This window comes from Burkholderia sp. WAC0059, assembly GCF_002870125.1.
In the GTDB taxonomy this organism is placed as follows: Bacteria; Pseudomonadota; Gammaproteobacteria; order Burkholderiales; family Burkholderiaceae; genus Paraburkholderia.
Genome location: NZ_PNEO01000022.1, coordinates 26,383 through 41,524, shown reverse-complemented (window position 1 = coordinate 41,524; position 15,142 = coordinate 26,383). Strand labels below are relative to the sequence as shown.

General features: G+C 64.6%; 9 protein-coding genes. 7 read left to right on the top strand and 2 right to left on the bottom strand.

Annotation, left to right across the window (positions count from 1 at the left end; all coding sequences use genetic code 11):
* The first annotated feature begins 79 nt into the window (after positions 1 to 79).
* The 4 genes from glgB (at position 80) to treY (ending at position 9,309) form a co-directional block, all read left to right on the top strand.
* The gene (glgB, locus tag CY652_RS20125) at positions 80 to 2,377 is read left to right on the top strand and encodes a 1,4-alpha-glucan branching protein GlgB (protein ID WP_102132485.1); all 2,298 of its coding nucleotides are present in this window, start codon (positions 80 to 82) and stop codon (positions 2,375 to 2,377) included.
* Between the two features lie 3 nt (positions 2,378 to 2,380).
* Entirely contained in the window at positions 2,381 to 4,519 is a 2,139-nt protein-coding gene (glgX, locus tag CY652_RS20120) for a glycogen debranching protein GlgX (protein ID WP_102132484.1), read from the top strand.
* Positions 4,516 to 6,369 (top strand): malto-oligosyltrehalose trehalohydrolase, encoded by a 1,854-nt coding sequence (gene treZ, locus CY652_RS20115; RefSeq protein WP_258002385.1) that lies wholly within the window; start codon positions 4,516 to 4,518, stop codon positions 6,367 to 6,369. The genes glgX and treZ overlap by 4 nt, the downstream gene beginning before the upstream one ends.
* Positions 6,370 to 6,492: 123 nt before the next feature.
* Entirely contained in the window at positions 6,493 to 9,309 is a 2,817-nt protein-coding gene (gene treY / locus CY652_RS20110) for a malto-oligosyltrehalose synthase (RefSeq protein ID WP_102132482.1), read from the top strand.
* A 394-nt stretch (positions 9,310 to 9,703) separates the two neighbouring features.
* On the opposite strand, the gene CY652_RS20105 is transcribed toward treY, so the two are convergent.
* The gene (locus CY652_RS20105) at positions 9,704 to 10,672 is read right to left on the bottom strand and encodes a carbon-nitrogen hydrolase family protein (RefSeq protein ID WP_102132481.1); all 969 of its coding nucleotides are present in this window, start codon (positions 10,670 to 10,672) and stop codon (positions 9,704 to 9,706) included.
* 173 nt (positions 10,673 to 10,845) lie between these two features.
* On the opposite strand from CY652_RS20105, the gene CY652_RS20100 reads away from it, so the two are divergent.
* Together CY652_RS20100 and CY652_RS20095 are read left to right on the top strand one after the other, a co-directional pair.
* Positions 10,846 to 11,592 carry a TrmB family transcriptional regulator gene (locus CY652_RS20100; RefSeq protein WP_102132480.1) on the top strand — a complete coding sequence of 249 codons (747 nt, stop codon included), beginning with the start codon at positions 10,846 to 10,848 and terminating at the stop codon, positions 11,590 to 11,592.
* 58 nt (positions 11,593 to 11,650) lie between these two features.
* Positions 11,651 to 13,324 carry an MFS transporter gene (locus CY652_RS20095; protein ID WP_102132479.1) on the top strand — a complete coding sequence of 558 codons (1,674 nt, stop codon included), beginning with the start codon at positions 11,651 to 11,653 and terminating at the stop codon, positions 13,322 to 13,324.
* A gap of 194 nt (positions 13,325 to 13,518) precedes the next feature.
* Here CY652_RS20095 and CY652_RS24565 read toward each other — a convergent pair whose 3' ends face one another.
* Entirely contained in the window at positions 13,519 to 13,677 is a 159-nt protein-coding gene (locus CY652_RS24565) for a hypothetical protein (protein WP_180970692.1), read from the bottom strand.
* A 97-nt stretch (positions 13,678 to 13,774) separates the two neighbouring features.
* Here CY652_RS24565 and CY652_RS24200 point away from each other — a divergent pair, with 97 nt between their 5' ends.
* Positions 13,775 to 14,068 carry a hypothetical protein gene (locus CY652_RS24200; protein WP_146010159.1) on the top strand — a complete coding sequence of 98 codons (294 nt, stop codon included), beginning with the start codon at positions 13,775 to 13,777 and terminating at the stop codon, positions 14,066 to 14,068.
* The last annotated feature ends 1,074 nt before the right edge of the window (positions 14,069 to 15,142 follow it).

Sequence of the window (15,142 nt, the reverse complement as noted above, 5' to 3'; positions counted from 1 at the left end):
CGAAACGCAAACCGACACCCGGACAAGACGGTCGTCCGTGCAATCCGTCCCTGACCACGGCAACCTGTCGGCCGAGGCCATGCAGGCGCTCACGGTCGGTCGCCTGGACGATCCGTTCAGCGTGCTCGGCGCGCATCCGGCACCGGCCGCCCAGGGCAGCCGCAACCGGAAACGGACACCGATGACGGTGCGTGCCTTCGTGCCGGGCGCGCTGCGCGTCGAAGTGGTGGTCGGGAACACAGTGCTGGGCGAACTGGCCGTCGATCCCGGCGGGCTGTTCAGCGGCACGCTGAATTTGCCGACGCCCGAGGCGCCAGCGTCGCTGGCCGCCTGCTATCGCCTGCGCGTCGCCTGGCCGGGCGCCGACGGCGCCAAGGTGGTCCAGGAAAGCGCCGATCCTTATGCCTTCGGCGTCTTGCTCGGGGATCTCGACCTGCACCTGATCGCCGAAGGACGGCATCGCGAACTCGGGCAATGTCTGGGCGCGCGAGTGATGACGGTGGAGGGCATTGCCGGGGTGCGCTTCGCGGTCTGGGCGCCGAATGCGTCCCGGGTCTCGGTGGTCGGCGATTTCAACGGCTGGGACGGCCGCCGTCACGCCATGCGCCTGCGTCATCAGGCCGGGGTCTGGGAAATTTTTATTCCTCAGGGATTCGGCGCGCAAGCCGGAGAACGCTACAAATACGAAATCGTCAGCCGCGACGGCATCGTGTTGCCGCACCGGGCCGACCCGGTCGCCCGGCAAACCGAAGCGCCGCCGGCCACCGCCTCGATCGTCGCCGACCCGGCCGAACCGGAATGGCACGATGCCGGCTGGCTTGAGCGGCGTGCCGCGCTCGATCTTCAGCAAGCGCCGCTGTCGGTCTATGAAGTGCACGTCGGCTCGTGGATGCACAACGTCAACGACCCCGAGCAGGGTTGGGACCGGCTGGCCGAACACCTGATCCCGTATGCCGCGCGCCTCGGCTTCACCCATCTGGAACTGATGCCGGTGATGGAGCATCCGTTCGGCGGCTCCTGGGGTTATCAGCCGCTTGCGCAATTCGCACCGAGCGCGCGCTATGGTTCGCCGGCCGCATTCGCCCGCTTCGTCGACCGATGCCACGTCGCCGGCCTCGGCGTGATCCTCGACTGGGTGCCCGCGCATTTTCCCAACGACGCCCATGGGCTCGCGCAATTCGACGGCACCGCGCTCTATGAATACGCCGACCCGCGCGAGGGCGTGCATCGCGACTGGGACACCCTGATCTACAACCTCGGCCGCCACGAAGTACGCGGCTTCATGATCGCCAGCGCGCTCGAATGGCTGGAGCATTTTCACGTCGACGGCCTGCGCGTGGACGCGGTGGCCTCGATGCTGTATCGCGACTACAGCCGCGCGGCGGGCGAATGGATTCCCAACCAGTACGGCGGGCGCGAAAACCTGGAAAGCGTCGCGTTCCTGCGGGAACTGAACCAGATCGTGGCCGAGCGCTGCCCGGGCGCGATCACGCTGGCCGAAGAATCGACGGCCTGGCCTGGGGTGACGCAAGCAGTCGAGCACGGCGGCCTCGGCTTCAGCTTCAAATGGAATATGGGCTGGATGCACGACACGCTGCGCTACATGGCGTATCAACCGATACATCGGCCCTGGCACCACAACGATATGAGCTTCGGCGCGATCTACGCCTGGTCCGAGAAATTCATCCTGCCGCTCTCGCACGACGAGGTCGTGCACGGCAAAGGGTCGCTGCTGAGCAAAATGCCGGGCGACCGCTGGCAGCAATTCGCCAACCTGCGCGCCTACCTGGGCTTCATGTGGGCGCATCCGGGCAAGAAGCTGTTGTTCATGGGCAGCGAAATCGCCCAGGAACACGAATGGACCCATGACGGCGAAATCGACTGGCCGGCGCTCGGGCAACCCGGACACCTGGGGATGCAGCGCCTCGTCGCCGATCTGAACCGCCTGCTCGCACAGACCCCGGCCTTATATCGGCTCGACCACGACCCGGCCGGTTTCGGCTGGGTGATCGACGACGACACGCATAACAGCGTCTATGCGTTCTTGCGTCGTGCCGAAGCGCCGCATGAAGTGGTGCTGGCCGTCTGCAACCTGACGCCGGTGCCGCGCACGAGCTACCGCATCGGAGTGCCGTTCGCAGGCGTCTGGCAAGAAAGCCTGAACACCGATGCCGGGCACTACGGCGGCTCGAACCTGGGCAACGCCGGAGCGATCGAAGCCGATGCGGTAGCGGCGCACGGCCAGCCGTTTTCGTTGCGGATGACGCTGCCGCCGCTCGCCACGCTGATCTTCAGATACCAGGCGCCGACCGATGCATCGAGCGCCTCGAGCAACGCTTTCGCGCCAGCCGCCCCTGCCGGCGAATCGGGAGCCTGATCGATGGCCGCCCGTCCGTCCGACCGTTTGCTGCCGGGTCTGCCTTATCCGATGGGGGCGACCGTCGACGGACTGGGCGTCAACTTCGCGGTGTTTTCCGCCAACGCGACCCGCATCGACCTGTGCCTGTTCGACTCCAGCGGGCGCAAGGAATTGGCGCGCCTGCCGCTGCCGGAATGCACCGACGAAGTCTGGCACGGCTACCTGCCGGGCGCCGAAGCCGGCGACGTCTACGCCTTTCGTGCCCACGGCCCCTATGAACCGGGTAACGGACACCGCTTCAACCCCCACAAGCTGTTGCTGGACCCCTATGCGAAACGCCTGAGCGGGCCGGTGCGATGGGCCGATTCGCTGTTCGGCTATCGTTTGCACCACGCGCGCGCCGACCTCTCGATGGATCGCCGCGACAGCGCGTCGGCCATGGCCAAGGCCGTCGTCTGCGACAACAGCTTCAACTGGGGCAAAGACCGCTTGCTGGCGCATCCGTGGTCCGGCACGGTGATCTACGAAGCCCACGTGCGCGGCGTCTCGATGCAGCGCGACGGCTTGCAGGCCAATCACTGCGGCACCTTCCGCGCGCTCTGCGAACCGCGCTTCATCGATCATTTGCTGAAGCTGGGCATCACCACGCTCGAATTGCTGCCGGTCCAGGCCTTCCTGCAGGACCGCTTCCTGCTGGAGCGCAAGCTGGGCAACTACTGGGGCTACAGCACGCTGGCCTATTTCGCCCCGGAGCCCGCCTACCTGTCGACCCGTCTGCTCGCGGAAATGCGCATCGCCGTCGCGCGGCTGCACGCAGCCGGCATCGAAGTCATCCTCGACGTGGTCTACAACCATACCTGCGAAGGCAACCAGCTCGGCCCGACGCTGTCCTGGCGCGGCCTCGACAACGCCAGCTATTACCGCCTCGTGCCCGGCGACGAACGTCATTACATCGACGAGACCGGTTGCGGCAACACCCTGAATCTATCGCATCCGCGGGTGCTGCAAATGGTGATGGATTCGTTGCGCTACTGGGTCGAACATTTCCATATCGACGGCTTCCGCTTCGACCTGGGCGTGACGCTGGGACGCGAAGGCACCGGCTTCGACCCGGGCTCGGGGTTTTTCGACGCGATCCGCCAGGACCCCGTGCTGAATCGGGTCAAGCTGATTTCCGAACCCTGGGATCTCGGTCCCGGCGGCTATCAGTTGGGCAACCACCCGCCCGGTTTCGGCGAATGGAACGACCGCTATCGCGACACCGTGCGGCGCTTCTGGCGCGGCGACAGTGGCCAGCTCGGCGAGCTGGCCGCACGCGTATCGGGCTCGGCCGACCTGTTCGATCGCCGGCGCCGCAAGGTCTGGTCCTCGATCAATTTCGTCGCCGCCCACGACGGCTTTACGCTGAACGACGTGGTGAGCTATGCCCACAAGCATAACGAAGCGAATCGCGAGGACAATCGAGACGGCAACGACGATAACGGCAGCGCCAACTGGAGCGAGGACGGCGCGGTCGAAGGACCGACCGACGACCCCGTCATCAACCAGACGCGCGGCCGGGTCCAGCGCGCCATCCTCGCGACCCTGCTGCTGTCGCGCGGCACCCCGATGCTGCTGGGCGGCGACGAATTCGGCCGAACCCAGCAAGGCAACAACAACGCGTATTGCCAGGACAATCCGCTCTCCTGGTTCGACTGGCAGGCCGCCGGGCAACCGCAAGCGCGCCAGTTGAGCGCGTTCGTCGCGCGCCTGACCGCGCTCCGGCGCACGTCGGCCTCGCTGAACGCACACGACTTCCCCCATGGCACCGAGCTGGCGCCCGGCATTCGCGACCTCGACTGGTTTACCGCGAGCGGGACCCCGATGACGCCCGAGAACTGGTCGGACGGCGAACACCGCACCTTCGCCCTGCGCTACGCCACGCGACTGCCCGGCACGGATGGCGCGGCTACGACGCTGGTACTCGAGCTGATTTTCTTCAATGGCACGACGGCGCAAATCGAGTGCCAGGCGCCGCCGGGCGCATCGGCATGGCAAGTGATGCTCGAAAGCGCTGCGCCCGAAGCACAGCCTTATGCGGCGCCGGACGGCAGCGTCAAGCTCGAAGCCCACAGCGTGACGCTCCTGCAAACCCATCTGGTCGAGAGCCCGGCATCATGAACCCTATGCATTCCTATCATTATGGATTTGGTCCACAAAATCTGGCCGACGGACGCACCCGCTTTCGCCTGTGGGCACCCGACGCCGACGGCCCGATTCTGCTTGAAGTGGCAGGCCAGCCCCCGGTGCCGATGCAGGCCAGCGCGCCGCGCGAAGACGACCGACGCCCCTCAGCCGCGCCCGGCTGGCTGCATGCCGACGTCGAATGCGCCGTCGGGGCACGCTACCGCTTCGTGCTGCCGGACGGCACCCGCATTCCCGATCCCGCCTCGCGCGCGCAGGCGCACGACGTGCACGACGCCAGCGTGCTCACCGACCCCGACGCTTACTCATGGCGTCATCCCGATTGGCGCGGCCGCCCCTGGCACGAAGCGGTCATTTACGAACTGCATGTCGGCCTGCTGGGCGGCTTTCGCGGCGTGATCGACCGGCTGCCGGGCCTGGCCGCGCTCGGCATCACCGCCATCGAACTGATGCCGGTGGCCGATTTCCCGGGCCCGCGCAATTGGGGCTACGACGGCGTGCTGCCCTATGCGCCGGACGCCAGCTACGGCACTCCCGACGAACTCAAGGCGCTGGTGGACGCGGCGCATGGCCTGGGCCTGATGGTGCTGCTCGACGTGGTGTACAACCACTTCGGCCCGGACGGCAACTACCTGGGCCGCTATGCCGGCTCGTTCTTTCGCGACGACCTCGACACCCCCTGGGGCAATGCGCTCGATTTTCGCCAGCCCGAAGTCCGCAGTTTCTTCGCCGAGAATGCGCTTTACTGGCTCGATGAATTCCGCTTCGACGGCCTGCGTTTCGATGCCGTCCATGCGATACGCGACCCCGACTGGCTCGACGAAACCGCCTTCATGATTCGCTCCCTGCTGGGCGTCGAACGCCAGGTGCACCTGGTGCTGGAAAACGAAGCGAACGGCGCGCACCATCTGGGCCAACCGTTCGACGCGCAGTGGAACGACGACGCCCATCATGCCCTGCATGTCCTGCTGACGGGCGAGCACGACAGCTATTACGGCGACTATGCGCAGGCGCCGGCGCAGAAATTGGCGCGGGCTCTGGCGGAAGGCTTCATCTACCAGGGCGAGGTCTCGCCGCATCTCAGCGCCTTGGCGGGCGTCCCGGTGACGCGCGGCGAAGCCAGCCACCATCTGCCGCCCAGCGCCTTCGTGCTGTTTTTGCAAAACCACGACCAGATCGGCAATCGCGCCTTCGGCGAACGTCTGACGGTGCTGGCCCAGCCCGCCGCGTTGCGCGCGGCGATCGCGCTGCAGTTGCTGTGCCCGCAGATTCCGTTGCTGTTCATGGGCGAGGAAATCGGCACCCGCAGCCCGTTCCTGTTTTTCACCAGCCATCGGGACGAACTGGCCGAGGCGGTACGCGAAGGCCGTCGGCGCGAATTCGCACGCTTTCCGGCCTTTGCCGACGCCGCTACGCGCGCACGCATTCCCGACCCGAACGACGCGGCAACCTTTATCGCCTCGCAACCGCAGGCACCCTCGCACACCTTGTTCAACCCCTGGACCGAGCTTTACCGCACGCTGCTGATGTTGCGCCGCCAGGTGCTGTCGCCGCAGTTTGTCTCGGTCCTGGCGCTGGGCGCGCAGGCGCTCGGGCCGGCCGCCGTGGTAGCGCGCTGGCGCATCGGCCATCCGGGCCACAGGCCAGTCCTGGCGCTGTTTACCAACCTGGCGCCGGAGGCCGTCGCGGTGGAACCCGCGCTGCAAGCCAAACCCGGCCAGTTGCTGTTTCAGACCGACGGCGACCTGGCCCAACCCAGCCCCGGCCATCCCGAACAACATGCGCACCTGCCGGGCTACAGCACGATCGCATGGCTCGAAGCATAAGGTCGAGATCATGAACGCAAGCAGTTCCGCTCATCCGGTCGGCACCTTATCCGACGGCGACGAGCTCGCCCGGCGCATCGCCGCACTCAACCAGGCTCGCAGTACCGCCCGAGGCCACTATCCATGATCCCATCGCCCGGGCGGTTGCCGCCCACGACGCCGCGCGCCACCGCGCGTTTGCAGTTGCACGCCGGGTTCACGCTGGACGACGCGACCCGGCGCGTGCCCTATTACGCCGCGCTCGGGGTCAGCCATCTCTACCTGTCGCCGATCTTCACCGCCTGCCCCGGCTCGCAGCACGGTTACGACGTCACCGACTTCAACCGCGTGAACCCGGCGCTCGGTGGCGAGGCCGCGTTGCGACGACTGGTCGACCGGTTACGCCCCGAGGGGATGGGCCTGATACTCGACATCGTGCCCAATCACATGGCCGCTTCCTGCCGCTATAACGTCTGGTGGCGCGACGTGCTGCAGTATGGAGAGCAAAGCCGTCATGCCAACTTCTTCGACATCGATTGGCAGGTCCCGGACCCGGCCCTGTACGGCAAGCTGCTGCTGCCCATCCTCGGTTTGCCCTACGGCGAAGCACTCGCGGCCGGAGACCTGGCGCTGGATACCAGCGATCCGCAAGCCGGATTCCAGATCCGTTATTTCGACACGTTGCTGCCGCTCGCCCCGGCGACTTGCGCCGAGATCCTGCGCGCCGATCCGCACGCGCGCTTCGAACACCTGGCGGCCCGCTGGTCCGCCCCCGTCGATGGCGAACGCGGGCGCAACCGGCTGGCCGATTGGCAGTCGGCATTGCTGCGTGAGCAGGCCGGCACGGCGCTCGACGACTTACTGCTCGCGCACGACGCGCACACGCCGGCCGGCCGGACGCGCCTGCATCAATTGCTGGAAAAACAGCATTACCGCCTGGCGTGGTGGCGTACCGCCGCCGACGAAATCAATTGGCGCCGCTTCTTTGAAATCAATGAACTGGTCGGCTTGCGCGCGGAGCAGCCCGAAGTCTTCGAAGCCACGCACGCGCTGGTGTTTCGCCTGTACCGGGAAGGCTTGATCGACGGCGTACGGGTCGATCATGTCGATGGCCTGACGGACCCCGCCGCCTATTGCCTGAACTTGCGGCGACGCTTGAGCGCCCTGACTCCGCAGCGACCGGCGGGCCTGAACCTCAACTCGGCGTACCTGGTGGTGGAAAAAGTGCTTGCCCAGAACGAAACCCTGCGCAGCGATTGGGAAGTGGACGGCACCACGGGTTATGAATTCATGAACGACGTGTCGGCGGTCCTGCACGCAGACCAGGGCGCCTCGGGATTAAGCGCGACCTGGCATAACGTAGCCGGCGACACGGCGGATTTCGCGGCCTATGAACGGGCAGCCCGTCGACAAATACTGACCGGGAACCTCTGCAGCGAGCGCGATACGGTGGTGCGTTACCTGCACCGGCTGGCCCGCCTGCAGTGGCATACGCGGGACCTCAGCCAGACCATGATCCAGCGTGCGCTGGAAGCTATCCTGCTGAACTTCCCGGTCTACCGGACTTACTTCCCCGGGCATGCGACAACGGCCGACGCCGCCATCCTGCAAGCCGCGGTGAGTGCTGCGCGCGAGATCCTGGGCGCGGCCGACCACCCGGTCCTGGATCAGTTGCACGCGTGGCTGGGCAATACCCGCCTCGCGGACCCGAACGCGGAAGCGTGGCGCCTGCGTGCGCTGACGCGCTTCCAGCAACTGAGCTCGCCGTTGGCCGCCAAAGCCGTCGAAGATACGGCGTTTTATCGTTATGGGCGACTCCTGTCGCGCAACGAAGTCGGCAGCAAACCCGACGATTTTGCCTTGCAGCCGCAAGCGTTCCACCACCGGATCGCGATGCGTGCACGGCTGTTCCCGCACGCGATGCTGACCACCGCCACCCACGACCACAAGCGCGGCCCGGATGCCCGCGCCCGGCTGGCCGTATTGAGCGAAATCGCGCCGGCCTGGGACCGCGCGGTACAGGCGTGGCGGGCGCAGGCCAGCCGGCTGGGCCCCGGTCCCGACGCGATCGATCAACTGATGCTTTATCAAACCCTGATCGGCTCCTGGCCGCTGGACTTGCCGGTGCCGCCCGAAACCGTCTGCCTGCCCGCGCTGCACGCCTTTATGCGGCGTGTCGAGACCTGGCAATTGAAGAGCCTGCGCGAAGCCAAACGCCGTTCGAACTGGATCGCGCCGGACCTCGCCTACGAAAAAACCTGCGCCGAATTCCTGGCCCGGCTCGAACGAGACTTTACCGACGACGACGGCTTGTTGGCATCCATCGGCCGCTTTGCCGGGACGATCGCCGCTGCCGGCGCGCTCAATGGCCTGACCCAGACGGCCTTGCACCTGAGCGCGCCCGGCGTGCCGGACCTCTATCAAGGCTCGGAAAGCTGGGACTTCAGCCTGGTGGACCCGGACAACCGGCAGGCGGTCGCTTACGAACGCCTCGAACATTCGTTGCAACACCCGCCGACATGGCCCGAGGCACTGTTGAATTGGCGTGATGGAAGCATCAAGCAAAAGCTGGTGCATGCCATGCTGCAATTGAGGAAACACTATCCGGCGTTGTTTACGGACGGGACCTATTCGCCCTTGCACAGCGAAGGGCTGCGCCAGTCGCATCTGATCGGCCTGACGAGACAACACGAGGGCGTGACGCTGTTGGCGGTCGCCAGCCGCCTGAGCCTGTCGCACGACGAACAGGCCATGGCCCGCGACAGCCGCCCGCTACCGCTGATACCGCCGGCGGTCTGGCAGGACAGTGCGATGAGATTGCCGCTCGACGTAGCCCAGGAGGGAACCTCCGGCCATTGGCTCGATGTGCTGAACGCTCAAACGGTCGAAGCGCATAGCGGTCGGCTCTATGCGCGGGATGTGCTGGAAACGCTGCCGGTCGCCATCCTGTTGAAGGTATGAGCGCATTTGCCGGGCATAGACTGCCTGGCCCGCATCGCGGCCGGCTCAGGCCACCGCATCGCCCCTGAAACCGACTATCCGTCCTCCACCCGCTCATCCGATCCTGTTTTTCCGGATCGGAATCCGCCTTGGCTCTCCGATGACTTCCGGGTCTGGGCTCCAGCCCGCTTCCGCCATTTCTCGCCGGCTGCGCGGGGTCGGCTGGCCCACATTCTCTCTCGCCAGGGCCCGGTAAATCGCAGCCCCGGACGGCATCCTCTGGAACGTGAAACGGAGCTTGCCCCATGGATATGCCCGGCAAACCGTAGCCGTACCGATTTGCGCGACTCAGCGCCCGAAACCGGTCGCGACGCCCGCGCAGCCGCTCGACTGCACGGGCCTCACGGTCCTGACTTCAATCGGCAGACGCCACGGATCCAGATCCCGCCGCCGCAGCGCCATGAAACGCGACGGCTGGTTTCGCGCGCGTGTCCACCTGCAACTGGAACACGTCAGGACGCGCATAGTGCCCGGTCGCATCGAAGTCGAACCGCGCGCGAGCGATGTCGTCGAGATCGAGTTCGGCGACGAGCATGCCGTCTTCGCCGTACAGCGGGCCGGCCAGCACCTGACCGGAAGGTGCCACGATCAGGCTCCCACCGCGCATCAGCGGCGCATCGCCCTGCCCTTCGAGACGGTTCTCGATGGAACCCGGAAACTGCTCGTGCCGCAGATATTGGCATGCCGACAGCACGAAGCAGCGGCCTTCGAGCGCGATGTGCTGCATCGTCGAAATCCAGGTATCGCGGTCGTCGGCGGTGGGCGCGCAATAGATCGCGACGTTCTGCTGATACATCGCGAGCCGCAGCGCCGGCATGTAGTTCTCCCAGCAGATCACCGCGCCGAGCTTGCCGAATGGCGTATCCACGGCCCGGAGCGTCGAACCGTCGCCGAACCCCCACATCAGCCGCTCGGCGGCCGTCGGCATCAGCTTGCGATGCTTGCCGAGAATCGTCCCCTGCGGCCCCAGGTAGACCGCTGTGCAATAGAGCGTACCGGCATCGCGCTCGATGATTCCAATGCAGACGTACAGCCCGAATTCGCCCGCCGCGGCCGCGAGCGCCTTCAGCTCGGGCCCGTCCATGTCGACGGCGCCATCGTAGTACTGCTGGAATTCGCGGCGTCCCTGTGCGGTACGCCCACCCACATAGATGTGAAAATCCGCGCCCTTCGGGTAGCCCCCGAGAAACGCCTCGGGAAAGACCACCACCTGCGCCCCCCGGGCAGCGGCCTCGGCCATCCAGTGCCGGGCGACCTGGACCGTCGCGTCCCGGTCGAACATGACGGTGGACGCCTGGACGACTGCAGCAATACATGAAGCCATGAGATGAGTTCCGTCTGATTGAGAAAATGGCGGCGACAACCGCCGTCGCGGCCCAGAGTACGCCTCAATCGATGGTACAGTCAAACATTGACAAAAAATATAGACAAGTTAACTTCTTGTTTTATTTATTTTTTATTGTTTTAATCGACAACATTGTCCAAAACGGTGAACACATGGACCTCGAAGCCTCCCTCGATCAGATCGGCATCCGCGGCAAGCTCTACCACGCCTATATGGCTGCGCTCGAACTGGGGGAAACCAGCGTGAACCAGATCGCCGCGCGTGCCGGCCTCGGACGCACGACCGCCTACAGCGTGCTCGAACGCCTGCAGGAAGCCGGCGTGATCAACCTCGTCGAGCGCGGCGACAAGCGCGTCGTCGTCGCCGAGGATCCGCAGGTGCTGCTGCAGCGGATCGAAACCCGCCGACGCACGCTGATCGACCTGATGCCGCAGTTGCGCTCGCTCTACAACCAGTCGCGCGCCAAACCGGAAATCCGCTTTTACGAAGGCCCGGAAGGCGTGCTGACGGTGTTGTGGGACACGCTCACCGTGCGCTCCGGCGTGCTGCGCGGAATTCTCTCGATGGCCGAACTGCTCGAGTCTCCGGGCCCGGACAAGATGCGCGAGTACATCGCCAGACGCATCGAGGCGCGGATTCCGCTGAAGGTGCTGCGCTCGCCCGCGCGGGAAACCAACAGCATCTGGCCCGGCTCCGCCGACGAGATCCGCGAACTGCGCTACGCGCCGCCCGGCATCACGCTCGGCATGACTGTCTATCTGTACGACGACAAGGTCGCGATCATCTCGTCCAAACGCGAGGACTACGGCCTGATCATCCAGAGCCACGATTTCGCAACGCTGCTCACCGGCCTCTTCGACGGACTCTGGATGATTTCGAGCGAACCGCCCGGGGGGTGAAACCCTGTCCGAATCCCCTTTCGCGTCCCGGTTTTTTTCAACATCTGTCGAGACTGACATGTCATCCATCACAACGCAGAGCGCCGGGACCGGTCCTCTTGAAGGCCTGGAGGAAATAACATCGCTGTCGAAGTCCGAGGAGCGTCTTATCGTCCTCGCGTCGTCGCTCGGCACCATGTTCGAGTGGTACGACTTCTATCTGTACGGTTCGCTTGCAGTCTTTCTCAGCGCCGTATTCTTCCCCTCGGGCAATCCGACCACCGCGCTGCTCGCCTCGCTCGCGACGCTCGCCGCGGGTTTTCTCGTGCGCCCGTTCGGCGCCGTGTTCTTTGGCCGGCTTGGCGACCTCGTCGGACGCAAGCACACTTTCCTCATCACCATGCTGCTGATGGGGCTGTCCACGGCAGCGGTCGGCTTTCTGCCCGGGTATCGCACGATCGGCAATGCCGCCTGGCTGATCCTGCTGCTACTGCGCATGATTCAGGGCCTCGCCGTCGGCGGAGAGTACGGCGGCGCGGTCATCTACATCGCCGAAAATTCGAGACCCCGCCGGCGCGGCCTGCTGACGAGCTGGATACAGATCACGCCGACCACCGGCCTCATCATGGCCATGATCGTGATCCTCGGCTCGCAGGCCGTGGTCAGTCCGGCGGCGTTCAAGGCATGGGGCTGGCGCGTGCCCTTCATCGTGTCGATCGGCCTGCTCGCGGTCTCGGTCTATATCCGCTCCCGTCTGAACGAATCGCCGGTATTCTTGAAGATGAAGGCCGAGGGACGCGCATCGCGCACGCCGATACGCGACACCTTCTGCCGCTGGAACAACCTGAAATGGGTGCTGCTCGCCATCGTCGGCCTCACGGCCGGTCAGGGCGCGTCGTGGTACACCGGGCAGTTCTACGTCATGTTCTTCATGCAGCAGGTAATGAAGATCGATCTGCACACGGTCTACCTGCTGATGACCATCGCACTAGTGCTCGGCACGCCGTCGTTCATCTTCTTCTGCTGGCTGTCGGACCGGATCGGCCGCAAGTGGATCCTGATGGCCGGCCTGCTGCTCGCCGCGCTGTCGTACCGGCCGCTATTCGTCTGGCTACTCGACGCCGGCAACCCCGACCTCGTCGCCGCGACCGCCCGCGTGCCGGTACTCGTGCATGCGTCGGAAAACGATGAAGCCTGCCGCTTCAGCATGGTCGCTTCGCTCGTCAGCACCCATCCGGACAACAGCAAGCCCTGCGTCGAAGCGAAGAAATACCTGACCTCCAACGGCATCAGCTTCACCTATGCGCCGCCCATCGCCGGTCAGCCGGTTGCCGTCACAATCGGCGAACGGACCATCGACGGCTTCGATCCGCAGGCCTATCGCGCACAGCTCGACCAGGTCGGCTACCCGCAGGCCGCCGTGCCGGCCCACATCCGGTGGGGCGAGGTCGTGCTCATCCTCTGGCTGATGACCGTCGTCGTCTCGATGGTGTATGGCCCAGTCGCGGCTTTCCTCGTCGAACTCTTTCCGCCGCAGACCCGCTATACCTCGCTCTCATTTCCCTATCACATCGGCGCCGGCGTAATCGGCGGATTCCTGCCGTTCTTCGCGACATACATTTCGATCGCGGATGGCAACATCTTTGCCGGGGTCTGGTATCCCGTCGTGATCGGGGCGGTCACGTTCGTCGTCGGTTCGCTGCTCTTGCCCGAAACGCTGCGCAGGAGCACTCAACAGAAAGTGCCGTATTAGCGCTGCGCCTGTGAACACGGCCCGGCACGATGCGCCGGGCTGTGTTCACGCACGTGTCGCTTCGGGACTCGTAACGCCGGCGGCCGGAGAACCAAATCGGCGGTAGCCGGTGATTTCATGCCAAGGTGCCGTTGCACCAACCCTTCCCAGCATCCTGTCTACGATGATGTACCGTGTGGATTGCGGGGACTCGTTCAGGCCGGAATGGTGGAGAGCAAGGTGCGCGTCTCGGCGACGACCTGGTCCTGAAATTTCGGATCGTGAACCTGCGTCGAGCCAAACATCGGTTGGCCGCGTTCGTCGTAGTAGACCCCGGTCCGACTGGATACATTCGTCAGGATTTTCGTGATCACGCGCAGCTTGCTTCGGTTTACTAAATATTTTGACGAACGGCAAGAGCAGCGGGACGAGTAGTGGAATGATGTATCTCTGCAGGAAGTACACGAAGACATGCGTCTGCTTGCCGCAATGGCCGAAGTGGAACGATTCCTGCGGGCTTCCGCCGTGGTGATCGCAATCGACGATCCCGCGAGCAAGGATGAACGTCTCGACGAGCGAGTAGAGATCGGCACTGGCCTGCGCACCGGAGATGGTGTCTGCAAGCAGACAGCCTCACCCAACCCTCCCCTGTACCTGCTGCGAACCGGCCTCTTAAGCTTGCACGCAAGGGAAGCAGAACGACTTCGATACGTGGAGAACTCGACGCTGAGCGCCGATTATCCCGATGCCGCTTCGAACCTCTGAGGATCAAGACCCGTAAAGACACTCGCACCGGGACATAACGGTCCTGACATCGCCGAAATCGACCTCGACTGCTGTATGGGCAAGTCGGTCGGTGTTCTACGGCACAGGCGTGATGAAGCGGAATCCGTTGCGATGCGCCGCGCGCCATAGAACCCGGTGTGATTTTTTCAACACTGCCGAAATCTATCGGCTTCGGCGAAAATAAGCGTCTTGTCGTCCGCGTGCTGGAACCAGCGCACGACGGCATCATGATCGCGGCAAAATTTTCAGCCACCCGGGACAGTCAAGGCAAACGTGGCACCATCCGGGGCAATGCCGCCTATGTTCGCCAGGCTTGCGACGCGAGTCTCACCCGCCTCAGGTTGACTCCGACAGTTTCGCGCGATGAGACGGTCGGCGCGACACGAAGCCCGGTTCGAGGCTCGCGACAGTGGCGCCCCCAACGCGCTCGCCCACATGTTGAGCCGACGTACCCCGCTTCCGTCCTTGCCCCCCGGCCGTTGCACGTCGGACCTGGTATCTCCGCCCGCTGCTACGCTGCTGTCTACGCTATTCCCCGGCTGCATTATCTGGAGATGAAAGCGGATATCCTGGCGGAACCTGCTTTCGCATAAACGCGCTGGACGCGTTGACGCTCAATCAGACGTGATGCCTGAAGCCGGCCTGCAGAGATTGGACATCGCCTTTATCCCGCTCGCCGTCGTGCGGTGACGGGAGCAGTGCTCGATTTCCAATGTCGATATCTAATTTTATATATATATATTTAGATATCTTAATTATATTCATTGCACCCCGAGTAGTAAAACGTCTTGCCTGGAACGGCTTGGATACCTGCGATACCGAAGGCCGCTGAGCGGGAAAACAACCCCTCTCCTGCCAGGTGGCCGTGCCTGTCGGGCGAGCCAGACTCGTTCGCGAGAAGGCAACCGGCAACGACAACCACACTCGGCCTTGTTTCAGCCAAATCGTGACGGCACATCGCCTGAACCCGTTCGAACAGCCGCCCCTCCCGGCCAGGGAAGCCAGGGGAAGCCGAGCTCGAACGGCAATCGACGAGCGGAAAGACCGACGCCG